The 24,738-nt window shown below is 41.5% G+C and carries 18 protein-coding genes; 13 read left to right on the top strand and 5 right to left on the bottom strand.

Annotated features, from left to right (window positions below; translation table 11 throughout):
• Positions 1-26 precede the first annotated feature (26 nt).
• From KV40_RS00570 to KV40_RS00530, 9 genes are all read left to right on the top strand, one after another.
• A complete protein-coding gene (locus KV40_RS00570) occupies positions 27-866 on the top strand; it encodes an alpha/beta fold hydrolase (protein ID WP_036476769.1) in 840 nt (279 codons plus the stop codon).
• Positions 867-2,255, top strand: a complete 1,389-nt coding sequence (locus KV40_RS00565) for a mercuric reductase (protein ID WP_036476768.1) — start codon at positions 867-869, stop codon at positions 2,253-2,255.
• 254 nt (positions 2,256-2,509) lie between these two features.
• A complete protein-coding gene (locus tag KV40_RS00560; protein WP_036476765.1) occupies positions 2,510-3,862 on the top strand; it encodes an HlyD family secretion protein in 1,353 nt (450 codons plus the stop codon).
• A 31-nt stretch (positions 3,863-3,893) separates the two neighbouring features.
• Positions 3,894-5,432, top strand: coding sequence for a DHA2 family efflux MFS transporter permease subunit (locus tag KV40_RS00555; protein ID WP_036476762.1), 1,539 nt, complete (start codon positions 3,894-3,896; stop codon positions 5,430-5,432).
• Between the two features lie 277 nt (positions 5,433-5,709).
• Positions 5,710-6,195: a DUF1772 domain-containing protein gene (locus KV40_RS00550; RefSeq protein WP_036476760.1), complete on the top strand. Its 486-nt coding sequence runs from the start codon at positions 5,710-5,712 to the stop codon at positions 6,193-6,195.
• Between the two features lie 90 nt (positions 6,196-6,285).
• Complete coding sequence (locus KV40_RS00545; RefSeq protein ID WP_036476757.1) at positions 6,286-7,860, top strand: DHA2 family efflux MFS transporter permease subunit; 1,575 nt, start codon at positions 6,286-6,288, stop codon at positions 7,858-7,860.
• Between the two features lie 85 nt (positions 7,861-7,945).
• The gene (locus KV40_RS00540) at positions 7,946-8,662 is read left to right on the top strand and encodes a response regulator (RefSeq protein ID WP_036476755.1); all 717 of its coding nucleotides are present in this window, start codon (positions 7,946-7,948) and stop codon (positions 8,660-8,662) included.
• An 80-nt stretch (positions 8,663-8,742) separates the two neighbouring features.
• Positions 8,743-9,882: a cell wall metabolism sensor histidine kinase WalK gene (locus KV40_RS00535; protein WP_253274115.1), complete on the top strand. Its 1,140-nt coding sequence runs from the start codon at positions 8,743-8,745 to the stop codon at positions 9,880-9,882.
• 332 nt (positions 9,883-10,214) lie between these two features.
• Complete coding sequence (locus tag KV40_RS00530; RefSeq protein WP_036476753.1) at positions 10,215-11,459, top strand: MFS transporter; 1,245 nt, start codon at positions 10,215-10,217, stop codon at positions 11,457-11,459.
• Positions 11,460-11,465: 6 nt separating this feature from the next.
• Here the strand turns inward: KV40_RS00530 and KV40_RS00525 are convergent, their stop codons facing one another.
• Together KV40_RS00525 and KV40_RS00520 are read right to left on the bottom strand one after the other, a co-directional pair.
• Positions 11,466-12,242, bottom strand: coding sequence for a biotin--[acetyl-CoA-carboxylase] ligase (locus KV40_RS00525; RefSeq protein WP_036476751.1), 777 nt, complete (start codon positions 12,240-12,242; stop codon positions 11,466-11,468).
• Positions 12,243-12,354: 112 nt separating this feature from the next.
• On the bottom strand, positions 12,355-12,537 hold the full coding sequence (locus KV40_RS00520) for a CsbD family protein (RefSeq protein ID WP_036476748.1): 183 nt from the start codon (positions 12,535-12,537) through the stop codon (positions 12,355-12,357).
• A 322-nt stretch (positions 12,538-12,859) separates the two neighbouring features.
• On the opposite strand from KV40_RS00520, the gene KV40_RS00515 reads away from it, so the two are divergent.
• Together KV40_RS00515 and KV40_RS00510 are read left to right on the top strand one after the other, a co-directional pair.
• On the top strand, positions 12,860-14,398 hold the full coding sequence (locus KV40_RS00515) for a gamma-glutamyltransferase (RefSeq protein ID WP_036476746.1): 1,539 nt from the start codon (positions 12,860-12,862) through the stop codon (positions 14,396-14,398).
• A gap of 355 nt (positions 14,399-14,753) precedes the next feature.
• Entirely contained in the window at positions 14,754-16,379 is a 1,626-nt protein-coding gene (locus KV40_RS00510; protein ID WP_036476743.1) for an alpha-keto acid decarboxylase family protein, read from the top strand.
• Between the two features lie 32 nt (positions 16,380-16,411).
• Here the strand turns inward: KV40_RS00510 and KV40_RS31685 are convergent, their stop codons facing one another.
• The 3 genes from KV40_RS31685 to KV40_RS34465 all read right to left on the bottom strand — a co-directional run bounded on the left by KV40_RS31685 (position 16,412) and on the right by KV40_RS34465 (position 22,320).
• Positions 16,412-20,770 carry a PAS domain S-box protein gene (locus KV40_RS31685; protein ID WP_052055214.1) on the bottom strand — a complete coding sequence of 1,453 codons (4,359 nt, stop codon included), beginning with the start codon at positions 20,768-20,770 and terminating at the stop codon, positions 16,412-16,414.
• 986 nt (positions 20,771-21,756) lie between these two features.
• Positions 21,757-21,969 (bottom strand): hypothetical protein, encoded by a 213-nt coding sequence (locus tag KV40_RS00500; protein ID WP_036476742.1) that lies wholly within the window; start codon positions 21,967-21,969, stop codon positions 21,757-21,759.
• Positions 21,970-22,146: 177 nt separating this feature from the next.
• The gene (locus KV40_RS34465) at positions 22,147-22,320 is read right to left on the bottom strand and encodes a hypothetical protein (RefSeq protein ID WP_156113889.1); all 174 of its coding nucleotides are present in this window, start codon (positions 22,318-22,320) and stop codon (positions 22,147-22,149) included.
• A gap of 191 nt (positions 22,321-22,511) precedes the next feature.
• Here KV40_RS34465 and KV40_RS00495 point away from each other — a divergent pair, with 191 nt between their 5' ends.
• On the top strand, positions 22,512-23,447 hold the full coding sequence (locus KV40_RS00495) for a LysR family transcriptional regulator (protein ID WP_216595474.1): 936 nt from the start codon (positions 22,512-22,514) through the stop codon (positions 23,445-23,447).
• Between the two features lie 81 nt (positions 23,448-23,528).
• Complete coding sequence (locus KV40_RS00490; RefSeq protein ID WP_036476736.1) at positions 23,529-24,302, top strand: SDR family NAD(P)-dependent oxidoreductase; 774 nt, start codon at positions 23,529-23,531, stop codon at positions 24,300-24,302.
• The last annotated feature ends 436 nt before the right edge of the window (positions 24,303-24,738 follow it).

The raw sequence follows: 24,738 nt of genomic DNA, 5'->3' as shown, positions 1-24,738 counted from the left end.
TATTATTTACACAATAGGAGACTCTAATGCCTTATCTTACTGTCGGTAAAGAAAACTCTGGAAGTATCGATATCTACTACGAAGATCTGGGAGCGGGTCAACCCGTGGTGCTAATTCACGGATTTCCTCTCAACGGTCATTCCTGGGAAAAACAAATTCTAGTTTTACTCGAAGCAGATTATCGGGTTATAACTTACGATCGCCGAGGCTTTGGTAATTCCAGCCAGCCATCTTGTGGCTATGATTACGATACCTTTGCAGCAGATTTGAACGCACTCATGAGCGAACTCGATCTCCGCGATGCAGTTTTGGTCGGTTTCTCGATGGGAACGGGGGAAGTAACCCGTTATCTTAGCAAGTACGGTTCGGAGCGGGTTAATAAAGCAGTGCTGATGGCTCCAGTCCCACCTTTCCTACTAAAGACAGACAATAATCCTGAAGGAGTCGATCGCAGCGTCTTTGACGGAATTATGAAGAGTATTGTTGCCGATCGCCCTGCTTATTTGTCAGCATTTTTCAAAGACTTTTTTAACGTGGATGAGCTTTATGGCGATCGCATCAGCAACGAAGCCATTCAGATGAACTGGAATATAGCAGCAGGAGCATCTGCTAAGGCTACTTTAGACTGCGTACCAGCTTGGCTAACCGACTTTAGAGACGATTTGCCACGCATCGATGTACCGACTCTAATAGTTCAAGGAGATAGCGATCGCATTCTGCCACTTAAGTCTACAGGAGCGAGATTGCCACAGTTAATTAAAAACAGTCGTCTGGTAGTTATACCAGACGCTCCCCATGCACTTAACTGGACTCATTCAGATCTGGTTAACCCAGTGCTGCTTGACTTTCTCCAACAAGAAACCTAAATGAACGCAGAACACTACGACGATATTATTATTGGCGGTGGCAAAGCAGGTAAAACCCTGGCACCCGATCTGGTCGCTGCTGGACGCAAAACCGCTTTGATCGAACGCAGCTTAACCAACATCGGTGGTGGATGTATCAATCTTGCCTGTATTCCTACTAAAACAATGGTGGCAAGTGCCGAGGTAGCCGAGATAGTGAGAAACAGCAGTGCTTATGGCATTAAAACAGGAGTGCCTATCGTCGATTTACCATCTGTAATTCAGCGCAAACGAGCGGTTGTCAGAGGAATGCGCGAGATGAATTTGCACAATTTAGAGACGGCTTTGGATTGCGATCTAATTATTGGAACGGGACAATTTACTGCTGCTAAAACACTCGCGGTAACGACGGATGAAGGCAATACTCGCTATCTCACCGCAGAACGTTTCTTTATCAACACTGGCACTCGTCCGCTAATTCCTACTATTCTCGGACTACAAGAGGCTGGTTTTCTAACCAGCGAGTCAATTATGGAGTTAGAAACATTACCAGAGCATCTAATTGTACTCGGTAGTGGCTATATTGGCCTGGAATTCGCCCAGATGTTCCGTCGCTTTGGCTGTCGCGTTACGGTAATTGGACGAGGGGGGCAAATCTTATCATCGCAAGATTCCGATATGGCGATTGCGGTACAAACACTTTTAGAACGAAATGGAATTGAATTCATGCTCGATGCCAGAGTATTAAAGGTCGCGCGCCTTGGCAATAAAACTATTCTTCACGTTGGGTCTACCGAGGGGGAAATACAGCTTCAGGGTTCGCATTTACTTATTGCTGTGGGTCGTGCGCCCAACAGTGAAGCTTTAAATTTATCTGCTGCGGAAATAGCAACAGATACACGGGGATTCATTCAAGTCAACGAGCGTCTAGAAACAAACATATCGGGAATATGGGCGTTGGGCGATATTAATGGTGGTCCCCAATACACTCATATATCTCTGGACGATTATCGCATTGTCAAAGCCAATTTACTCGATGGCGGCAATCGTAATACGGGCGATCGCCCTGTTCCTTCCTGTCTATTCATCGAGCCAGAACTGGCACACGTGGGTCTGACTGAAACCGAAGCACGGCAGCAGGGGTATGAGATTCGGGTGGCAAAACTGGAGGCAGCGGCTATTCCCAGAGCCAAAACTCTCGGACAAACTGAGGGAGTGCTAAAGGCGATTGTCGATGCTGAAACAGGGCTTATTCTTGGCTGTTCTCTCTTGTGTCATGCAGCAGGTGAAATGATTTCCACCGTGCAGATGGTGATGCAGGCGAAGCTGCCCTATACTGGTCTCCGCGATGGTGTGTTGACCCATCCTACTATGACTGAAGGGCTAAATCTGCTGTTTTCTAAATTGTAAACAAGCAACGAGTGTAGTAAATCTAATACAGAGGTTAAAAACAACTATAAATTTGCACTCGTTAACTATGCCTTGGAATTGTTGAAAGGGGCAACCCAGATGGAGCGGTCGCTAATTTGTCACAGAACAGTAACTTGCCATCAACCCTAAGAAAGATGCAATTACTACCTTATGTTTGCAAAACTAAATATTACGTACACTAAATAAAAGACTACTTATTAATTTATAAATTTATTTTTAGAGGAATCAAGCAAATGCAAACTATAGACGACAAATCCTCTGATAGAGATAGAGAAAGAATCACCGAACGCTTTGCAGACTCACCCCAAAAAAACTCTCCAGAAACAAACGGCAAAATCCCTAAAAAATCTGGTAAAAAACCCTCGAAAATACTTATTTGGGCGGCAGTAGGAATTGGAGCAATTGGGGCGAGTGTCTTTGGCTATCGCTGGTGGCACTATGCGTCTACTCACGAAACTACTGACGATGCTTATGTTACGGGACACGTCCATCAAATAAGCAGCCGTATTCCTGGAACGGTAACTGAAGTAGATGTCAACGATAACCAACAGGTCAATACAGGAGAGCTATTAGTCAAACTCGATCCTGGCGATTATCGAGTTGCAGTATCTAAAGCAGAAGCAGCACTAGCAACCGCACAAGGACAGGCAAACGCCGCTAAAGCCAATATTTCCCTCGCTTCAGAAACTACCAAAGCTACATCGACTCAAGCACAGGGAGATATTAGCGATGCTACTGCCAACATTGCCACTGCCAAAGCTGCCGTATCGGGGGCAAAATCGGGAATCGGTTCGGCGAAAGCAGAGTTAGCTAGAGCCAATGCCAATTTAAACAAAACCCAGCAAGATTACAAACGCTATTCGACTCTATACCAACAGGGAGCAGTTTCTCAACAGCAACGGGATAATGCCCAAGCCGCTTATGAAGTGGCACAGGCAGAAAAAAATGCAGCAGAACAAGGAGTAGAGCAGGCTCAAACTCAGCTAGCACAGGCGCAACAAGGGGTAGTTAGTGCCAATGCCAAACTCGCCGCCACCAAAAGCGAATTACAGCAGGTATCGGCTAGCGGACAACAAACCGAAGCCAACCGCGCTCAATACAGTGCCGCTCAAGCTCAAATAGCTCAAGCTCAAGCTGCCCTGGAAGATGCCCGCTTACAGCTTTCCTATACCAACATTACCGCACCTACAGGGGGAAAAGTGGGTAGTAAGACGGTAGAAGTCGGACAAAGAATTCAAGCAGGAACGCCTTTAATGGCAGTTGTCGGCAACGATTATTGGGTTACGGCAAATTTTAAAGAGACTCAGTTAGGAGAAATTAAGCCAGGGGAAACGGTAGAAGTTAAAATCGATGCTTTTGACAACCGCGCTTTTGTCGGCAAGGTAGACAGTATTTCTCCTGCTTCGGGCGCAGAATTTGCTCTATTGCCCCCCGATAACGCTACGGGAAATTTCACCAAAGTAGTACAGCGTATCCCTGTCAAAATTGTTCTCGATCGCCAGAGTATTAACCAGAGTATTAAAGGGTACGAATCGCGTATAACTCCAGGAATGTCGGCAGTCGTCAGCGTGGAGTTAGAACAATGAGCAATGAACAATGAACAATTATGACTGTTAAATGTTAAATGAAAAATGGGCGATCGCTCTTAGTGTAGCTTTGGGGGCAATTCTCGAAGTCATAGATACCAGTATTGTTAACGTTGCCCTGCCCGATATTCAGGCAAATTTAGGAGCGACAATTACCGAAATTGGTTGGGTGGTTACGGGTTATGCGATCGCTAATGTAATTATCATTCCTTTAAGTGCTTGGTTGGGGGAACAGTTCGGACAAAAACGCTACTTTATCTTTTCCCTAGTTGGTTTTACCATTGCTTCTGTACTGTGTGGCTTTGCCTCAACTTTACCGTTTCTAATTATTTCGCGCATTCTTCAGGGTCTTTGTGGCGGTGGGTTACTTGCCAAAGCACAGGCAATTTTATTTCAAACTTTTCCTCCCGCAGAACAGGGCATCGCTCAAGGGGTGTTTGGTATGGGGGTAATCGTTGGTCCCGCGATCGCTCCTACTTTGGGTGGTTATTTAACCGATAGCGTCGGCTGGCGATGGATCTTTTTTGTCAATATTCCCTTTGGGATTTTAGCCGTAATGATGTGCTGGTTGTTTCTGCCCACAGATGCCAAAGTCAGACGACAAGACAAACGTAGAGTCGATTGGTTGGGAATTTGTTTGCTGGCGATCGCAGTAGGCAGTTTGCAGACTTTTTTAGAAGAAGGTGAACGGGACGACTGGTTCAACTCTAACTTTATCGTGGTTCTGGGAATTGTCGCAGCGATGGGAATGGGTTTATTTATCTGGCGCGAACTTACTGCCAAACGTCCCGCTGTAGATCTGCGAATTTTGCGTTACCGTTCTCTAGCTGCTGGCAGTCTTTATTCGGCAGTTGTAGGGATGGGACTTTACGGTGCGTTGTTTGCCGTGCCAATTTTTGCTCAGAATGTACTGGACTTTACCGCCATGCAAACGGGTATGCTGTTGTTTCCAGGGGCGTTAGCCGCAGCGATAATGATGCCGATATTGGGTAGGGTGGCAAGTAAAATCGACCCCAGAATTTTGATTGCTAGCGGGGGCATTATTACCAGCTTAGTCATGTTTCAACTGGCAAAGATTAACCCCGATACGGGAACCGAAGCCTTATTTTATCCGTTACTCTGGCGCGGAGTCGGTATGGTGATGATGTTTTTACCCCTGAGTCTGGCTACTTTGGGTTCGTTGCCTAAAAACGATGTTCCTGCGGGTTCTGGCTTTTACAATCTCACCCGTCAACTAGGCGGCAGTATCGGTATTGCTATTCTTACTACTTTACTTGCTCGACGAGAAGACTTTCACCGCGGCATCTTGAGCGATCGCGTCAGTCTTTATAACTCTCCAACCAACCAGCGTTTGGAAGCTCTAACCAGTGCCTTTCAAAATCGGGGAATAGATGCCGATACCGCCCATCAGCAAGCACTAGCGGCAATATCTCAGGCGATCGATCTTCAGTCGGCAATTTTATCCTTTGAAGATATTTTTAAATTCGTCGGCGTTGCTTTTTTATGTACTCTACCTTTGCTATTACTTCTCGGTAAGGGGAATAGAAATAGAGTGACAGGGGTGCATTAATAAATTAGGAGTTAAAAGTTAGAAGATAAATAATTAATGTCAAATCAAAAAAAGATAGATATATGATTACCATAAAGATTTTTGTCAATCTACCCGTATATAATCTCGATTCCTCTATATATTTCTTTACTAAACAGGCTCGCATTTGAGAATTCGTGTTTATGGAATCAAGTGCGATCGACCGCGATTAAAATCGAGCGAATAATTTTACGAAAAACATTTAAAGCTCAACCATAATTAACAATAAAAACACTCTAGTGCAATTACAGGAGGCTTAATGACAATTACTAACCACTCGCTTTTCATATTAAAGCTTTTCGTAGTTTTAGGCTCTGGATTGGTAGCAGGAGTCTTCTTTGCTTTTTCATCCTTCGTAATGAAAGCTCTAGCTAGACTCAAACCCTCAGAGGGTATTGCTGCTATGCAGTCTATTAATATTACCGTAATTAATCCCTGGTTTATGACAGCATTGTTTGGTACGGGAGTAGTTTGTTTATTTTTAGTTAGCTTTTCATTGTTAAAGTTGCATCAATCGGCTTCAATTTACTTACTAGTTGGCAGCATACTTTATATTGTTGGTACGGTAGGCGTAACAATCGTTTTTAATGTACCTTTGAACGAAGCTCTAGCGAAAGTCGAGCCAACAAGTACTCAAGGCGCAGCATTATGGGAGAGCTATCTTACTGATTGGACGTTTTGGAATCACGTTCGGACTATAGCAGCGTTTTTAGCTACAGGAGCGATCGCTCTGAGTTTAGTTTGATAAAAAATTTAATTATTAGGTTTGAAAACAGCGATCGCTTTGAATTTTTTCTAACTCCTCACTCTCGATCCTCCTACCCAATAACATAAAGTGTCTCAAATAAATACAGTCAAACTCCAGCAAGATACGGTTAGTCTAAAAACCTGGATCGGTATCGCAGGTGCCATGTTGGGTGCGTTTATGGCGGTGCTGGATATTCAAATTACCAATTCGTCTTTAGAAGAAATTCAGGCAGCATTAGGAGCAACCTTAGAAGAAGGTTCCTGGATTTCAACGGCTTACTTAATTGCCGAAATCGTGGTAATTCCGCTAACGGGTTGGTTATCCCAGGTATTTTCGGTACGACGCTATCTTTTAGTTAACGTTACTTTATTTATCTTCTTCTCTATCTGTTGCGCTCAGGCATCGAGCTTGGGAGTAATGATTGTTTTTCGTGCCTGTCAGGGGTTTACGGGAGGGGTTTTAATCCCGATGGCGTTGACTATCGTTCTAACGTTTTTACCTCAATCGAAACAGCCTGTAGGAATGGCGTTATTTGCCATGACTGCCACTTTTGCACCTTCCATAGGTCCGACTATTGGCGGTTGGCTGACAGATAATATCGGTTGGGAATTTAACTTCTATCTTAATATTATTCCTGGATTAATTATGCTAACGGCGATCGCCTATGCTATTCCTGCCAAACCAATGCAGCTTCACTTACTCAAAAATGGCGACTGGTGGGGTATTCTCAGTATGGCGATCGGCTTGGGTTGTTTGGAGATATTTTTAGAAGAAGGCAATCGTAAAGACTGGTTCGGTTCGGAGTTGATTGTTCGTTGCGCTATCTTTGCCGCGATTTTTATCACTGTTTTCTTATGGATCGAACTAACTCGCCGTCAGCCTTTTATCAATCTGCGTTTGCTGCTCAGGCGTAACTTTAGCATTGGTAGTATAGCGGGACTGGCTTTGGGTTTGGGCTTATACGGCTCGGTTTATATTTTGCCCCTATATCTAACCCAAATTCAAGACTACACGGCAATGCAAATTGGGGAAGTAATTATGTGGTCTGGTTTACCGCAGCTATTATTAATTCCTCTAGTTCCCAAACTGATGCAGCGTTTTGATGTCAGGTTTTTAGCAGCAGTGGGATTTAGTATTTTTGCTTTAAGCTGCTTCATGAATTCTAGTATGACCAGTCAAACAGATATTACTCAATTACGCTGGTCGCAGTTGGTTAGGGCTTTAGGACAACCTTTAATGATTGTTCCTCTAACTACCATTGCTACGGGCAATATCGAACCCAAAGAGGCTGGTTCGGCTTCTGGCTTATTTAATATGATGCGTAACTTAGGTGGCTCGATGGGTATTGCTGCTTTATCGACTTTACTTTCCAGGCGAGAGCAATTTCATTCCAGTCACATTGGCGAAGCGGTTTCTCTGTACGATCCCCAAACTCAACAACGAATAGATCGCTTAATTCAAACCTTTATATCTCGCGGTAGCGATGCGGTAACGGCAAGACAACAGGCGATCGCAGTAATTGATAATCTCGTCCGTCGTGAGGCTTACACGATGGCTTATAACGACTGCTTTTATTTTATGGGATTTGCTATCTTACTCTGCGGTCTAGCGTTAATTTTCTGTAAAAAAGTCAAAACTGGTGGTAATACTGCCGCACATTAATTTAACTATGGGGTTTTTACCGTTTGTTTGTAGAGTGTTAAATAATAAATAATGCAGATAGAAAATAAACACGATCTGACCGCCAATGTCTCATAAAATATTGATTGTCGAAGATGAGGCTGAAATTGCTCGTTTAATTACTCTCAATCTGGAAAAAGAAGGATTTGATTGTCAGCACTGTCGCGATGGCATAGCGGCTTTAGCAGTATTTAAAGAACAGCAACCAGACGTAATCGTTCTCGATCTAATGTTACCAGGATTAAACGGCTTGGAAGTATGTACTCGTATTCGCCGCGAAACTGAAGGCAAAGATCCCTATATCTTAATGCTTACGGCAAAAGGAGAGGAAATAGATCGGGTGGTCGGTTTGTCTACGGGTGCTGACGATTATCTAGTCAAACCTTTTAGCGCACCAGAGTTAATCGCCAGAATTCGTGCTTTGTTGCGACGTAGTTTGCGACATATAGAAACTGAAGACTTACAACTTCGTACCCAGCATTTTTCGGTCAACGAAACTCAACGCATCGCAGTCAAAATTGAGGGCAGCAAAGAGCAAGAGTTGAATTTAACATCAATTGAATTCGATCTGCTCAAAACTTTTGTCAGTCAGCCTAATCGCGTTTGGAATCGCACTCAGCTAATCGACCGTCTGTGGGGAGATGATTTTTATGGTGACGATCGTGTCGTAGATACTCACATAGCCCGACTGCGTAAAAAAATCGAACCAGATTCGGCTCATCCTCAGTTTATTAAAACAGTGTTGGGAGTAGGGTACAAATTTGAAGACGAGAAAACCTCATAAAGCAGTGAACAGTGTTTACCGATCCGTTGATAATTGCTCATTGCTCATTGTCGAAGGGTTGGGCATTTTAGTTTTAACTTGTGACTTTTGCTATAAATATTGTGGCTAACTTTTTCTTGCGATTAAAACCCCTTTCTCTAGCAACACGCTTGTTTTTTTCTCATTTACTAGTAGCAATTGTCACCGTAAGTTTTCTGGTGATTGTGGGGAAAGCTGCTTCTCCCATTCTGTTTGCCAGACGTTTAGAGGCAATTGAAGCTAAAGGTTTCGATTTTCAGGATGTTCGTTCAGAGGTGGTAGAAGGCTTTGATAGTGCATGGCATAGTAGCACCTTGTGGTCGGTAATTGTCGGTACCACTGCCGCAGGAGTTTTGAGCCTTTGGGTAGCGCGGCGAATTACCAAACCAATGATAAAGATCGAAAGAGTTATACAGCAGTTTGCCAGGGGAAAGTTGAGTCAAAGATTGCCTCCTAATGATATACCCGAACTAAATCGACTTAGCACTAGTTTTAATCATATGGCAAGCAGTTTGGAAGGTGTAGAACAACATCGTCGAGAATTGATTGGCGATCTCACTCACGAACTACGAACCCCTTTGACAATTATTTACGGATATCTTGAAGGAATTACCGCTACTCATATTGAAGCTACCCCAGAAGTATACGAGCGACTGATGAAAGAAACCAAGCGGTTACAGCGTTTAGTCAACGACTTACAAGAATTATCCAAAGCTGAAGCAGGGTATTTAACCATTCATCTCGCGCCGATAAACTTGTATCCTCTATTGTCGGCTCTTGTAGAGAGGTTTGCCGCTCAGATACTAGAAGATTTGACCATTCGCCTGGAATGTCCGCCGACGTTGCCCCTAGTTTTAGCCGATTTAGACCGCTTAGAACAGGTTTTGGTAAATTTGCTGGGTAATGCCGTATCCTACACCGAAGCAGGCTCGATCGCCCTTAAAGTTTGGCAAACAGGGAAGCGAGTATGGCTAGAGGTAAGAGATACGGGAGTTGGAATTGCTCCAGAAGATTTACCCCATGTCTTCGAGCGTTTTTGGCGTTCCGAGCGGGCGATCGCTCGACAGAGTCGCGGTAGCGGTATTGGTTTGGCTATTTCTCGTCATTTAGTAGAATTACAGGGTGGCAAGATAGAAGTTGAAAGCGAGTTGGGTAAAGGAAGTACTTTTCGTTTTTCTCTTGTCGTTGCCGATCTTAGTTGATGCTTGCGATTTTATAACTATTAAATATTTTTGGATTTCATATTATTTTTCAGCTAGCGATCGCTACAAACGACTAGGGAAAAATAATTATATTTAGCCTCCCTGTTTTTAGCTTCCATGCGTATTCCCAAGAAGGAAGATAGATATTTCAATAAAGAAGTCAAACCATTCGCTCTACGATACTCCAACAACTTTCTTTGACTCCCGCACAAATATTCGATTTTTACTAAACTAGAGCTAACGCTTCGTAGCATCATAATATTCTCAGGTATTAAACTACTGGAAACTAGTTTATTATTTATGACTAGACTGACAATTTTAAACTCTAATTAATGAGATTGCCTCAGCTAAATTTAAAATTACGCGCTCTTAGCTCTAGAAATTATCGACTTTTCTTTTTCGGACAGGGAACTTCTCTAATTGGTACCTGGATGAATAACGTAGCCGCTATCTGGGCAGTCTATCGTTTGACTGATTCTCCTCTGGTGTTGGGAGTATTTGGTTTTTTGAGTCAGAGTCCCGCAATCTTGGCACCGTTGGCTGGCTCTTATGTCGATCGCCACAATCGCCGTCAAATTTTGTTAGCCACTCAAATGATTTCCATGTTGCAGTCTTTGACTTTAGCAGCATTAGCTTTGACAAACACTCTCAATATTGGAAATTTAATTATCTTAAGCTTTATTCAAGGTGTTATCAATGCTCTCGATCTGCCGACTCGGCAGGCTTTTTTACCAGAAATGGTAGATAAACGAGCAGATTTAAATAACGCGATCGCTCTTAATGCATCGCTTCTAGGTTTGTCGCGGTTACTCGGTCCTGCAATTGCCGGGGTGATAATTGCCAGGTACAGCACGGGAATTTGCTTTCTAATCGATGGACTTAGCTATATTGCCGTGCTTGCTTCGCTGTTGGCAATGAAGATTTCACCGAGTCAGACCTTACAAACTACGCATACCAAATTTTCTCAGCGCGAACTAATTGCTGGTTTCCGCTATGCTTTCAACTCCATACCAATACGAGTTATTTTGATATTGTTGGCTTTAGTCAACTTTATGGGTACCCCTTTGATTGCTTTAGGACCTGTCTTTGCCAGAGAATTTCTGGGCGGTAGTTCCCATACTTTTGGGTATATGATGACGACTTCAGCAGTAGGAGCTTTAATTGGTGCGGTTTATTTAAGTCTGCGTTCTGGTTTAGTCGGGTTGGAAAGGTTGTATGGCTTTGCCGCAGCTATGCTAGGTGTCGTACTGATTGTTTTTTCTCAATCGAGGGTTGTTTGGTTGTCATTTATGGCAGTTGCTTTTATCGGCTTGTTTTTAATTATTAATAATGCCGCTAGCAATACAATGATTCTGACTATGACCGAAGCCGACAAACAAGGCAGAGTTATGGGTATATATACCATCGCCTCTGACTCGATTATGCTACCCTGTGGTAATTTATTTGCTGGTGTCTTGGCGTATTTTGTCGGTGCGCCATCGACAATGCTGATTGAGGGTATATGTTGTCTAGTTGGGGCGATAATTTTCTGGCAATATTTACCTATAATTGAGCGATCGCTTAAAAATATTAGTTAAAGATAATTAAAACTCGTATCCCAAACTTATTTGACCTGGAGTCAAATAAACTTCTGTAGCTGTTTCCGTCCTAACGATTAACTTTCCCTCTGTCGTTACTCCTGTTACCGTTCCCCAATCGCCATCTATATTAATTTGCTGTCCCAAATTAATTAATAACTCTGAATATCTAGCTACAAGTTGTTTTGCACCTACTTTAAGATAATGCTGATATCCAAAAATAATACCGTAGGTGGCGATCGCCACTAGCTCTTCTAAAGAAGATAGGCGATCGCGATAAGACAATAGATTAATTCCTATTGCGGGGACGGGATTTGTCCAGTTAATTCCCACGCCAACAACGGCTTGCGTTATACGTTGCCGTTTAGCGCGAGTTTCAATTTTTATTCCTCCTAATTTGCGTCCCGACAAAACTAAATCGTTAGACCATTTGATCGAGACTGGTACATTGTAGCTGCGTAAGGTAGTAGCGATCCCCCAAGCCGTAGCCATTATCAAATGAAAATTGTTATTTAAAGCAAGATCGGGAAACAGCGATACTGAAAGATACATCCCGCCACTAGGAGACAGCCATTGTTTGCCCCATTGTCCCTTTCCTGCGGTTTGCTGTAGGGCAATTACCCCTAGAGAAATTTTAGAGTCGCGCTCGATTAATTGCCAAAGCTTTTGATTTGTAGATGGTATGCTTTCAAAAATATGTAAAGGTATAGGCGCAATTATTTTATTATGATTTTTACCTAAGTTTAAAAATACTTGTTGATATGTTTGGCGATTGAATACCATTTCAGCTAATAAAAACTTGCATAATTTTAACTAGCTAATTTTACTAAAAAATCGGGGTACAGTATTACTGTACCCCGATTAAATTATATAAATAACTTAAATGCTAAAAATACTAGTCTACTGCTTTTTTAACACTATCTTTTACGTCTTCTTTTGCATGTTTTGCGGAAGCTTCGGCTTGCTTAGACTGACCTTCTGCTTTATGTTCGGGATCGCCTGTAACTTTACCTAAAGCTTCTTGTGCTTTACCCTCTATGTTTTTAGCAGTAGCATTTGCTCTATCTTCGGTACTCATAAGTATCTATCTCCTGAATTTATATTTTTATCTTTGATTTAATTTTAGGTTTATAAATACAAACTATCATCCATCAAAAGTTTTATTATTATGCAATTTTTTAATAGTATTAAACACAAATACTTCTTAAGTGTGCAACTAAAGATATAGAATATTTTTGATTAATAACTCAATCTTTAAATTTGAAAAGAAAAAACAAAATTTGTATTGTTTCAAAGTTCAAGTTTAGTACTTTAGCTCAAACGCCGCGATCGCAATTTATACACTAGTGCAGAATTTGGCGTAGTATCAGTAAAAGCCAATTAATATTTAGCCCTCGTATATGCCACGAAAAGTTGTTATTGCCTCGGATGCTCAAATTGTAGTAGATGCTGGTGCTGCCGTAGCCGATCGCGGAGGTAATGCAGTTGATGCGGCGATCGCTGCAACTTTAACTTCTATGTGTACCAACCTCGGTATTATTGCTCCTGGTGCTAGCGGCTTTATTACTATCTGGCGCGAAGGCGAAGAGCCAACTGTTATCGATGCCTACGCCGAGATGCCAGGAAGAGGTTTGGACTCGGTAAAGTTTGGCAGTGGGATGCAAGAGGCATTTTTTGATTATGGTGGCGGTACGAGTACGATGGTAGGCTATGGTTCTGTAGCTACCCCTGGAATATTTGCTGGGTTGAATTTGGCAGCAGAAAAATATGGCGATCTTCCCTGGTCGGAAATAGTGGCTCCAGCCCAACAGCAGGTAATTAAAGGCTTTCCTCTATCGGCAGTAACGGCAAAATACTTTTCCTATACCCATCAGGTTATTTTTGGCTGGCATCCTGATAGCTATAGTGCAATACACAAAGCCGACGGCAGCCATTTAAGCTCTAGTGATTTGGTGCGACTGCCCGAACTAGCTCGAAGTTTAGAGCTTATCGCCGAACGGGGAGTGGATGTTTTATATGGTGGCGAGTTAGGCAAAAAAATTACCGCCGAAATTCAAGCCAATCAGGGTTTATTAACTCTGGAAGATTTAAAGTGCTATCGAGCGATCGAGCGATCGCCAATAACGATAGAGTTTGGAGATTGGGAAATTGCTACCAATCCTGCTCCAGCAGTGGGAGGTACTTGTCTGGCAGCGATGCTGTTGTTGCTAGACAAGCGATCGCATCAGGAATGGAATGCCCAAACGGTAAAAGAAATAGCCGAGATCCAGCAGGCGGTATTGCAATATCGCAGTAACTATTTAGAAGGAGTCAGCGAAGAGCTAATTGAAAAAGAGGCAGTTCGATTACTAGAAATGGCGGCTAAAGACGACTGGCAACAGTTAACTAAATCTCCGTCTACGATTCATATTTCAGCAGTAGATAGTGATGGTTTGGCTTGTTCGATTTCAGCTTCTTCGGGATATGGTTCGGGGGTAATGCCTGGAGGTACGGGATTGTGGCTTAATAATTCGTTAGGCGAACTTGAGTTACATCCCCAGGGTTTACACGACTTATCCCCAGGTACTCGTCTTACTTCTAATATGGCACCGACGATATGTCGGCACACCGATGGTTCGGTGCTAGCGATTGGCTCTCCTGGGGCATCTCGCATTACTACCGCAATCGCACAAGTATTATTTAATTTTATTAGTCTGGATCTATCTTTAGAACGAGCCATATCTCACCCCCGACTGCACTTTGAAGTTTTTAACCAGTCACCTGCGATCGCGTTTGAAACTGGGTTGAACGTAGAGACACTAGATTTATCTACCCGTCAATTTGAAAAGCTTTCGATGTATTTTGGGGGAGTGCAAGCTGCTTTGTGGAGTTCTACTAATGGTTTGACCGCTGCTGCCGATCCTCGTCGTACTGGCGGCATCGCCTGGGGAGAAAATTAACTGAAATAATTGAAGCTGCTTTACAAGAGCAAACTTAATTGAGTTTAATTCTCCCAAACTATTTATATTATATTTTTTATAATTACTATAGTTAATAGAATTTCATCCAAAAAACATATTATTTATATTTGCTATAATGTAGGCATCTGTATAGAAAAGCTGTATATTTTCTATATTAGTTTGATTTTTCATAGCGATCTAAGTTGTTTTGTTTGGCAAACAAAAGAAATTTCAATATTATTGCTAGTTAATATCAGTTTTTTATCAAAAAAACTAGACAAATATTGGTTTTCTAAGTTTAAGAAAATCAAGCTAAATCACAACTAAATATTATCGTTGGGGGAGGAAATACAATATGCCCCAATTAGCACCACACATTTTTGAACTACTGCACCAACAAGGAGTACAACACTCTTTTGGAATTCCAGGAGACTTTGCTCTAACTCTTTACGATGCCCTGGCAGAAAGCAAAATTGAACCCATCGTCATGACTCACGAACCCTGTGTTGGCTTTGCAGCCGATGCTTACTCTCGCATTCGCGGCTTGGGATTGGCTGTTGTTACCTATAGTGTTGGTGGGTTAAATATGGTTAATGCCGTAGCGGGGGCTTACGCTGAAAAATCACCCTTAGTGATTTTAAGTGGCAGTCCTGGTGTTAGAGAAAGACAAGAAAAAAAATTGCTGCATCATAAAGTAAAAACTTTCGATACCCAAAGACGAGTTTACTCAGAAATTACACTTTATACTGCACTCTTAGACGATCCTGCTACTGCCGACGTGCAAATTCATCGCGCGATCGACTACGCTACAACTTTTAAGCGTCCAGTTTACTTAGAAATTCCTCGCGATATGGTGTACGCAGAAATTGAAGAAGCCAAACACTTACCACCACCAATTAAGCAAACAGTACCCGAAGCACTACTAGAGGTAATAGCAGAGACTTTAGAGATGCTGCATGCGGCTCGATCGCCAGTATTAATGGTTGGTGTAGAATTACATCGCTTTGGTTTACAAGATAAAGCAGTTTCCTTAGCAGAAAAACTTGGTATTCCAGTATGTTCGACCATGTTAGGTAAGTCGGTGTTCCCTGAAAAACATCCGCAATATATTGGCATTTACAACGGAGAGGCTGGCGATCCTTACGTACGCGACACAGTAGAAGAATCAGACTGCTTGCTAATGCTAGGGGTATTTATGACCGATATTAATTTAGGCATGTTTAGCTCTCATCTAGAGCCAAAGCGCACTGTTTATGCTACTTCCGAAAGTATTGCCATCAAACATCATGAGTATCGTAACGTACTGTTTGCAGATTTTGTCACGGGTTTGGCTGATAGTAAAAATTTACCCAGTTACGATTTAGCTTCAATCTCAGCAATGCAACCAAGGGTAGCTCCTGCTTACGGCAATATCTCCATGAGTGGCTTACTATACGAACTCAATCAATTTATCGATCGTCATACTTTGTTAATAACAGATGTCGGAGATACTTTGTTTGCAGCCGATGATGTCCAGATGCACGAAGGAACGTCATATTTATGCCCTGCTTTCTACGCTGGTATGGGTTTTGCCATTCCAGGAGTTATTGGGGCGCAATTAGCCGATCCATTTCGCAGAGCGATCGCGCTGGTAGGAGATGGAGCATTTCAGATGACAGGTATGGAACTGTTAACAGCTAGGCGATTGGGTCTAAAGCCAATAGTCATTGTAGTTAATAATGGCTCGTACACTTCTTTGCGTTCGATGGCTCACGAACGAGCAGATTTTGTTAAAATTTCGAGCATGAACTACGCTCAGTTTGCTAATTTACTGGGCGGTGGCGGATTTATCGTTGAAACTGGCGCACAACTACGACAAGCATTACAGCAAGCTCGTGCGAGTGAAAATTTTAGCATTATTGATGTACGCCTGTTACCCGAAGATATTTCCCCTGCAATGCAGCGATTGAGCGATTTATTTGCCAAAACTTTAAAAGGATAGCAAAGAAATACATTTTAAAATTTGCTTTTTAGTCAGTCAGCATTAATATTCATTGATAAGGAATCGCTAGTTACTAACTGATGAACGGTTCTCAATAATTCCTCATTAGTATAGGGTTTGTCGATAAAAGCCGTAATATTAGAATTAATCTCGGCGATAATTTCTTGACTGGAGATTAAGCCACTAACGGCGATTATTTTGATTTCTGGATTGATTTTTTTAAGAGTACGAATTGCCGTTTTACCATTCATTCCAGACATCATAATATCCATAATCACCAGGGCGATCGCCCGATCGTTTTGGACGTAAGTGGCGATCGCATCGATACCGTTACTAGCGGTTAAAACTCGATAGTTAAAAGTTTCTAACGTAGCTTGAGTTACTTTTGAGATTGAACTTTCATCATCGACAACCAAAATTAATTCGCCATTACCAGAAGGTATCTGTTCTGTCTCTGCTGAAGATGTCGATAATGTCTCGCAAGCTGGTAAGAAAACTTTGAATTGAGTTCCCTTACCGTTATGTCTTCTGTCGCTAACCACATCGATGAAACCACCATGACTTTTGACAATACCAATGGCGGTGGATAAACCCAAACCCGTACCCCGACCGATTTCTTTAGTGGTAAAAAACGGTTCAAAAATGCGATCGATTATTTCGGGAGCAATTCCCATACCAGTATCGGCAACGGTAATTAAAACATAAGAACCTTCACTGGCATCTAAATGCAGTCGAGTATATTTGGCATCAACGGTAAAATTTTCAGCGGAAATGGTTAGTGTGCCGCCTTCGAGCATGGCATCTCTGGCATTAACTGCCAAATTCATCAATACCTGATGTAGTTGATTGACATCGCCATTAATCGTCCACAGGTTTTTGGGCGCATCAATATTTAAGTCAATAGTTTTAGGAAAAGTTTCGGTGACTATTTGTCCGATCTCGGCAATTAAATGACGAATTTGTACGATACCGCGATCGCCTTCCAAGCCTCGGGCGAAGGTAAGAATTTGTTTTACCAAAGCCGCTCCTCGCTGGGCATTGGTTTCCATAATTTTAAAAAACTCTTTGGTTTGTTCGTCTAAGTTAGTCAACTTGAGGGGCAGTAGTCGAGAAAACCCCAGAATCGGAGCCAGAATATTATTGAGATCGTGAGCGATACCACCAGCCAGAGTGCCTAAACTTTCCAAGCGTTGGGTGCGAAGAAATTGCGTTTCTAGCTGTTTTTTCTCGGTAATGTCGGTGTTTACTACTAAATATGCCTGTAAATTGTTTGAGTCGTTTTTTACTAAGGTCCAGCGACTTTCAACCGTAATGGTTTTACCTGCTTTAGTAATGTGGTTGAGTTGTCCCTGCCATTCACCTCGTTGTCTAACTGTCTGGCTAATTGTGCTTAATTCTGCTGTAGATTCTCGATTGAAAAGCCGAGCGGCATTTTTATTTACAGCTTCTGCTTTTGTCCAACCATACAGTTTTTCAGCTCCCTGATTCCAAAACGAGATTCGGTCGTCTAAACCTCTAACCATAATTGCATCGTTAGCAACATCTAATAAAGCTGCCTGTTGACGAATTTTTTGTTCTGCTTGCTTGAGATTGGTAATATTTCTCCCTTCAGGAATTAGCAGCGTAACTTTTCCCGTATCGTCTTTTACTGGAGTGAGAGAAAAGTCTACAGTAATGACGCGATCTTCAGTGCCTGGATGATCCACTTCAAACCGAACAAATTCTCCTGTTGCCGCACGCGCAACCGCACTTTTAAGAAGTTGTTGACTTTCTTCAGACATCGACCACCAGGGAGTGTCCCAAAAAGGTTTGCCAATTACATCTTGAGGAGTCAAGCCGACAAAGTCCAATGCAGTTTGGTTAGCTTCAATAATCTTGCCATCGGGTTCTAGAAGTCCCATAAACTGGAAAGTTCGGTCGAATATTCCTCTGAATTTACGTTCGCTGGTTTTTAGGGCGGCTTCGCTTTGCTGTCTGCGATTAGCTTGAGCGATAATGTTAGCGATCGCCTGGATAAAATTAATATCTTCTGGGCTGAAAATTCGTTGTTTGGTTGTATGAATACCCAAAATGCCGAACGGTTTATCTTTACCAGCAATAATTACGCTCACTCCGCTTACTACCTGGTGAGCGAGTAATAAATCAGGTCCGCTAAAGCGAGTTTCTGAAGCTAACTCTCTTACTACTACTGGTTCGGCACCAAGAAGAGTATAACCAGCTTGAGAGTTGGTATCGGCTCTGACTGTAGCAACTCCCACCAAACCTTGATGCCAGCCTACTCCTGCTTTGAGCAAGAGGTTTTTTCCATCGGGAAGTAATTCTAAGACTTTGCAGTATTCTACATCTAATACTAGAGCTACCAAATTTACCGTTCGCTCCATTAAAGATGATATATTTTCTGCTAAAGCATATTGCCCTAGTTGCGCTATTGCTTCTTGCTGTTTGGCTTTAGTCTGAAGCTGTATTTGAGCTTGTTGCCGTTCTAATTCGGCTGTAGCGCGGCTAGCAAAAATTTTTAATACTTCTTCAACTAGCGCAAGATCTTCCAAAGGTTGGCTGTCAACAACAGCAATTAAACCCGAAACTTTTCCCGATTCATCAAAAATCGGCATTCCCGCATAGCTTTCTGCTTGCATTACTTCTAAAGGTGGAATGTGGGGAAATAGTTGTCTAACCGCTTGAGGATAAACACAGAGTCCTCGTTCGATGACCTTGCCACAAGGGCTATCAGCTAGATCGTATTCAAAATTGCTAATAATTTGACCTTTACCATATACTGCTATGGTTTCGATCTTGTCTGCATCTGGCTGAATTAGTTTGCCCACGAAAGCATAATCTACTTTTAGCGTCTTGCTCAGATACTCAAATAAAGATGGCAAAAAATTTGCTCCTGCTTCAACTGAGACTCCAGAAGCAATGTCTTTTAAAACTTCTTCGCGTCGTTTGCGATCGCTAATATTAGTTACCGTACCTAAATATCCCGTAACTTTTCCCGAAGCCTCATAAAGAGGAACTGCATTACCTGCAACCCAAATTGTTTTATCTTCGGAGGTTCTAAAGCGATATTCCAGGTTAAACTCTGTTTGAGTTCGTGTTGCATCGTACCATTCAGCAAAGACGCGATCGCGATCTTCAGGGTGTAAAGCCTCAACCCATCCTTGCCCTAATGTTTCGGTAACAGACCTTCCAGTCATTGCCTGCCATTTAGCATTAACAAATATACAGTCGCCCTTGGCATCAGTTTGAAAAATTCCTACTGGGGCAAAAGTTATCAAAGTTTTATACAAATTTTCAGCCTGTCTGCGCCGATTGAGTTCGGTTTGTGCCTGCCGATATAGTTCTCCTTGTTGGATGGCGATTTCTACATTAGTAGCTAATAACCGCAGTAGTTCTAGTTCGGATTCTTGCCAATTTCTCGGCGCAGAACATTGATGAACGATTAACAATCCCCACAGATGGTCGCTTTCAGAAGCTTCATCGCTCAACACAATCGGAATAGCTATGTTAGCTCTAACTTGAATACTAGTTAAAAATTCGAGGTGACACTGACTTAAATGAGCGCGGTTAATATCTGCTAAAGAAAAAATACGCTTTTTTAGCTCTGAATCACGCCAGCTTGGTTGAAAACAAGAGTCTGCAAAAGTGCGATCGGCGATCGACCATTGAGGATTACTTACGGCTTCATTAGTAACCGTACCGCTGCCATCTGGTTGAAAACGGTAAATCAACACTCTGTCTGCTTCGATAAGCTGTCTGACTTCGTCTACAGTATTGTTTAAAATCGTTTTTAAATCTAATGACTGACGGATACGTAGAGCGATCGCTGCCACTATTTGTTCTCTAGATAATCTTTCTCGAACTGCTCGATCTTGCTGGCGATTATCTATTAACGATAAACTATTGCTTGACTTTTGCTCGGCTTGATTGACTGAGTTTTCTCTCAGTTCGATTCTTTGAAAAATACTATCGCGACTAATTAAGCCGATAAGCTGGCAGTCATTGTCTATTACTGGTAAGTAACTAATCTGATGCTGGCGTAGTAAAGCGATCGCCGTAGAAATATCTTCCGAACCAGTTAGTCGTAGTGCAACAAATTCTCTGCACATTACTTCACTAACAAATGTAGCTGCTAAATCTCTATTTGCGGCGATTGAGTCGATCGAGTCTCGCTCGGTAAATATTCCCTGAAGACGGGCATCTTCAACTATTAAAACGCAGCTATTGTGAAAGCGATCGGCATAATTTGAATCTAAAGAATTATTATTATTGCTTGCACCACTCTTTTTTTTCTGCATCAAGCGAATAACTTCCGCAACCGAGGTTTGGGAAGTTACTGCTAGAGGCTGGCGATCGATTACTCGTTCTAAAGAGAAAAAGTGATTTGGCTGCATGAAGAATTTAATTGAAAAACATTTCGAGCAATACTTATGTTAGATAAAATTAGATCGAAATACAGTTGCTAATATCAATTAGGTTACTCTAAAGACAGGTAGATTTGGAGTGTAAAATTTGTTGTTGGCGGTCAACTACTAACTATTATCTACCAATTGTCTCCCTAATAGTTAGTGAGAATGTTTGAGTATAGTAAAGTTTAAATAAACAACGCTCAATTTTTACATCTAAATCAATTGCTCTAGCTGCATAGAGAGTAACTAACGCGATCGCTTCATAAAGTGACTTTACGTTCTGCTGGCAGACAATTGGCAATTTAGCCGAAGTTTCTCTGGCGCGATCGCTTTTTCGCTAATTTAGCAAACGGGAAAAATACAGGCGTTAGCAGCTTCATAACGAGTTGCCATACTCTAACGGGCTTACCAGCAGTCATCCATCTGTTTCTTCATCAGTTCAAATGTTAAATAACAATTGTTTATTGATAACTGCTTATTGCTCATTAATAAGCGGCTACTTTTTCTTGGCGTGTAAACTTGCTTTATAATCTCCGTAATAACAGCTAAATTCCCAAAATTTTTGTACCCATACTTTAGCTTTTTTGGTTACAATCAAGACTTTGTTGTTATCGCTTGTTGGATAGTTTGTGTTAGTTCTATAAAAGTTCATTGGTTTACTCCTTTTTAGATTGTTTTTTCAAATAGCTTTATGAGCTGCGATAGCTTTTATCGCTCCGAGTTCTTACATATTTATCCAAATCAAAATATCGAACTGACGTTATTTTCACATGGCAATTTATTTTTTCTTGGCGTGCAAACTTGCCTTATATTCTCCGTAATAACAGCTAAATTCCCAAAATTTTTGTACCCATACTTTAGCTTTTTTGGCTAAAGCTATAACTTTGTTATTGTCGCTCGTTGGATAATTTGCGTTAGTTTTGTAAAAGTTCATTAGTTACTCCTTTTTAAATTGTTTTTTTTAAGTAGTTTTATAAGCCGCGCATGCGTTTTTCTATCCAGATTCTTACATCCCCATCAGAACCAAAAGTATGAGATTTACGAGTAATAGGGTCGTACACCTGCCAAAATAAGTGACCGTAGCGATCGCATTTTTGTTCGACTTGAAGTTCGTTTTTTGGAACGAACAAACTATGTCTGATATTTGTTAAAATTTTGGCGGCAAACCCAATAATGTTTATCATAAAAACCTCCAATTGCTATATTTGCAAACATTTAAACAAGGCACTCACAACCCTGTAAAATTGAAATAACTTAAGAATTACGATAATTCTCAATCGAGAATAAGTAGGGTACTGTTGCAAAATTGGTAAATAAACAAACAGGAAGATTTGTTATAACTTTGCTTTTGCCCTGTTAATTTAATTTATTCTTGTTTTACGAGTTGCAATTGCTTTATTATTGTTGGTGAATTTGGCTCGTAAATTACCAGTCAAGCCAGCTGCTCGATCTAATAAACCAATTAAATAAGCTTGATTTTCTGCTATTTCGCGATCGCTTATATTTCGCGCTTCTGTTTGTAAAATAATTTTCATAACTAACTCCGATTTATTTGCTTTAAATAAACTGTAGCGATTTAGTTTTTTAGATACAAAACATTGTCTGCATAGTAAGTATGAATAAAATTAATAGTTCTGGATTTCAGTCCCTATCTACTTTGTAGGATAGTCAGTAAAGATCGGATTGAAAAGCAACTTGGTAATCTTGCTAAGATATTGCACAAAGATTGACCATCAAACCTATGAGCGCGATCGATCCGTACAAACTAAAAATCTCACAGCTACGAACTTTGGTTGCGGTGGCGGACTATCACAATTTTAGTGAGGCAGCTTTACACCTGGAGATTTCCCAGTCAGCAGTCAGTCATGCGATCGCAGCTTTAGAAACAGAATTAGGAGTAATTTTATTTCATCGCGGGCGCAATGGTGCAGATCTTACGGCAGTAGGAAAGCAGTTGATTGTGCCAGCCAGAGAAATTTTGGATTTGCTACAAAAAATTGCCACAGAAGCCAATCGAGCCAAAGGTTTAGAAGGGGGAAATATTAGATTAGTATCTTTTCGCAGTGCCGCAACACATATATTACCCGCACTCATGGCTCAGTTTCGCAGTCGGTTTCCCGCGATCGAGATTGAAGTTAATGATGTTGACGAACATTTTGAAATTGAAAGTATTTTACGTTCGAGCAAAGCCGATATTGGAATTATTGATTTACCGTGTTCTGAAGAATTTGAAACTTGGGAAATTTATCGCGAAGAATATGTAGTGTTGTTGCCTCGCAGTGCAAATTTAAAACAGACACAGTTAACTTGGGAACAACTGGCTACATATCCTTTAATTATTTCGGCAAAAAATAGCTGTTCTCTAGAACTTCGCAAATACTTACAGCGATCGCCCAAACCAGTAAATATTGGTTATGAAATGCGGGAAGATTCTACTATAGTCGCTATAGCAATGCAGGGTTTAGGTGCTGCAATTATGCCTCGTCTTGCTGCCGAACCTATCCCCGAACAGTTAAAAGTTTATTCTTTACCAACTTCTCTAGAAAGAAGTATTCAAGCGGCAGTGCTAAAAGATGCTCTTCACACTCCCGCAGTTTTTGCTTTTCTCGATGTTTTGAAAAAATACAGCGCACTCTCTAAAGCAAATCGAATTGCTGGTTAGCTATCTAGACTGGAAGATATAGTTTTTATTCAGCCAAAAAAGCCTACTCTTAAGAAATGCAACATTAATCTAGATGTAAATATGGTTTCAATTCAAAATCGGATTGTATTGGTTACAGGTGCGAGTAGTGGCATCGGTGCAGCTTGTGCCAAAGCGTTTGCTGCTGAAGGTGCAGCGTTGATTTTAGCCGCACGACGTAAAGAAAAACTCGAAGCAGTTGCTGCCGAGATTAAAGAAGTTAGCGATACTAAAATTCATCTATTAGAGATGGATGTTAGCGATCGCGCCACTGTAGAAAAATCTTTATCTTCTTTACCCAAAGCTTGGCGCGATGTAGATATTTTGGTTAATAATGCGGGGTTGAGTCGTGGTTTGGAAAAGCTCTATGAAGGAGACATCCAAAATTGGGAAGAGATGATCGATACCAATGTTAAAGGATTACTGTACGTAACGCGATCGCTTTTGCCAGGAATGGTAAAGAGACAGCAGGGACACGTAATTAATATTGGCTCGATCGCGGGACATCAAAACTATCCTGGGGGTAATGTTTATTGTGCTACTAAAGCAGCAGTTAGAGCTTTGTCGGAAGCATTAAAGCTAGATTTATTCGGTACTCCAATTCGAGTAAGTTGTGTCGATCCTGGTACGGTAGAAACAGAGTTTAGCCAAGTGCGATTTAGAGGCGATACGGAAAGAGCAGAGAAAGTATATCAGGGTTTCACTCCTCTAACTCCCGACGACATTGCCGAAATTGTCGTCTTTTGCGCCACTCGTCCACCCCACGTCAACATTAGCGAGCTTTTGGTTTTAACTACAGATCAGTCAAGTGCAACCATGATAAACCGTCAAAGTTAAAAGTTTCATGACTTTTACAGCAAAATGTTTGTGGCGAACAAAAAAGCTCGATTTGCTTTTATAAGCTTTTGGTATCGAAACAGTATTCAATTTTATTTAGTTCGGATTTTATTGCCGTGTCTTATCAGCGTTCTCTTTGCAATAACCATACTCCTTGGCGACTGTTCGTCAAGCATGGCAGGCTGCATAAGCACTTAATCAACAGAAGCGGAGTTGGTTCTCCCAACGCATTTAATTAGTTTTATCTGGCTTTTTCTGTTAGGTAGCTACAGGACTTCTCTAAGTAGAATCAGCCAATAATATTTTTATTCTGGCGATCGCAGTATATTTTTGCGTTCTAGTTCTGATGTGAATTTATGTTCGTTGTCTTAAAGCTTTTTCTAGATGTAACGCGATCGCATTCTTAATTTTAAATTCAAATACCAATCGTTTATAG

Source organism: Myxosarcina sp. GI1 (assembly GCF_000756305.1).
Lineage (GTDB): Bacteria > Cyanobacteriota > Cyanobacteriia > Cyanobacteriales > Xenococcaceae > Myxosarcina.
This window is presented reverse-complemented; position numbering and strand designations above follow the sequence as displayed.

Coding starts and splice junctions, on each gene's coding strand:
- KV40_RS00570 (WP_036476769.1), top strand. CDS start 27: ATGCCTTATCTTACTGTCGGTAAAGAAAACTCTGGAAGTATCGATATC.
- KV40_RS00530 (WP_036476753.1), top strand. CDS start 10,215: ATGAGATTGCCTCAGCTAAATTTAAAATTACGCGCTCTTAGCTCTAGA.
- KV40_RS00560 (WP_036476765.1), top strand. CDS start 2,510: ATGCAAACTATAGACGACAAATCCTCTGATAGAGATAGAGAAAGAATC.
- KV40_RS34465 (WP_156113889.1), bottom strand. CDS start 22,320: ATGAAAATTATTTTACAAACAGAAGCGCGAAATATAAGCGATCGCGAA.
- KV40_RS00565 (WP_036476768.1), top strand. CDS start 867: ATGAACGCAGAACACTACGACGATATTATTATTGGCGGTGGCAAAGCA.
- KV40_RS00490 (WP_036476736.1), top strand. CDS start 23,529: ATGGTTTCAATTCAAAATCGGATTGTATTGGTTACAGGTGCGAGTAGT.
- KV40_RS00515 (WP_036476746.1), top strand. CDS start 12,860: ATGCCACGAAAAGTTGTTATTGCCTCGGATGCTCAAATTGTAGTAGAT.
- KV40_RS00550 (WP_036476760.1), top strand. CDS start 5,710: ATGACAATTACTAACCACTCGCTTTTCATATTAAAGCTTTTCGTAGTT.
- KV40_RS00520 (WP_036476748.1), bottom strand. CDS start 12,537: ATGAGTACCGAAGATAGAGCAAATGCTACTGCTAAAAACATAGAGGGT.
- KV40_RS00540 (WP_036476755.1), top strand. CDS start 7,946: ATGTCTCATAAAATATTGATTGTCGAAGATGAGGCTGAAATTGCTCGT.
- KV40_RS00555 (WP_036476762.1), top strand. CDS start 3,894: ATGTTAAATGAAAAATGGGCGATCGCTCTTAGTGTAGCTTTGGGGGCA.
- KV40_RS31685 (WP_052055214.1), bottom strand. CDS start 20,770: ATGCAGCCAAATCACTTTTTCTCTTTAGAACGAGTAATCGATCGCCAG.
- KV40_RS00525 (WP_036476751.1), bottom strand. CDS start 12,242: ATGGTATTCAATCGCCAAACATATCAACAAGTATTTTTAAACTTAGGT.
- KV40_RS00510 (WP_036476743.1), top strand. CDS start 14,754: ATGCCCCAATTAGCACCACACATTTTTGAACTACTGCACCAACAAGGA.
- KV40_RS00500 (WP_036476742.1), bottom strand. CDS start 21,969: ATGATAAACATTATTGGGTTTGCCGCCAAAATTTTAACAAATATCAGA.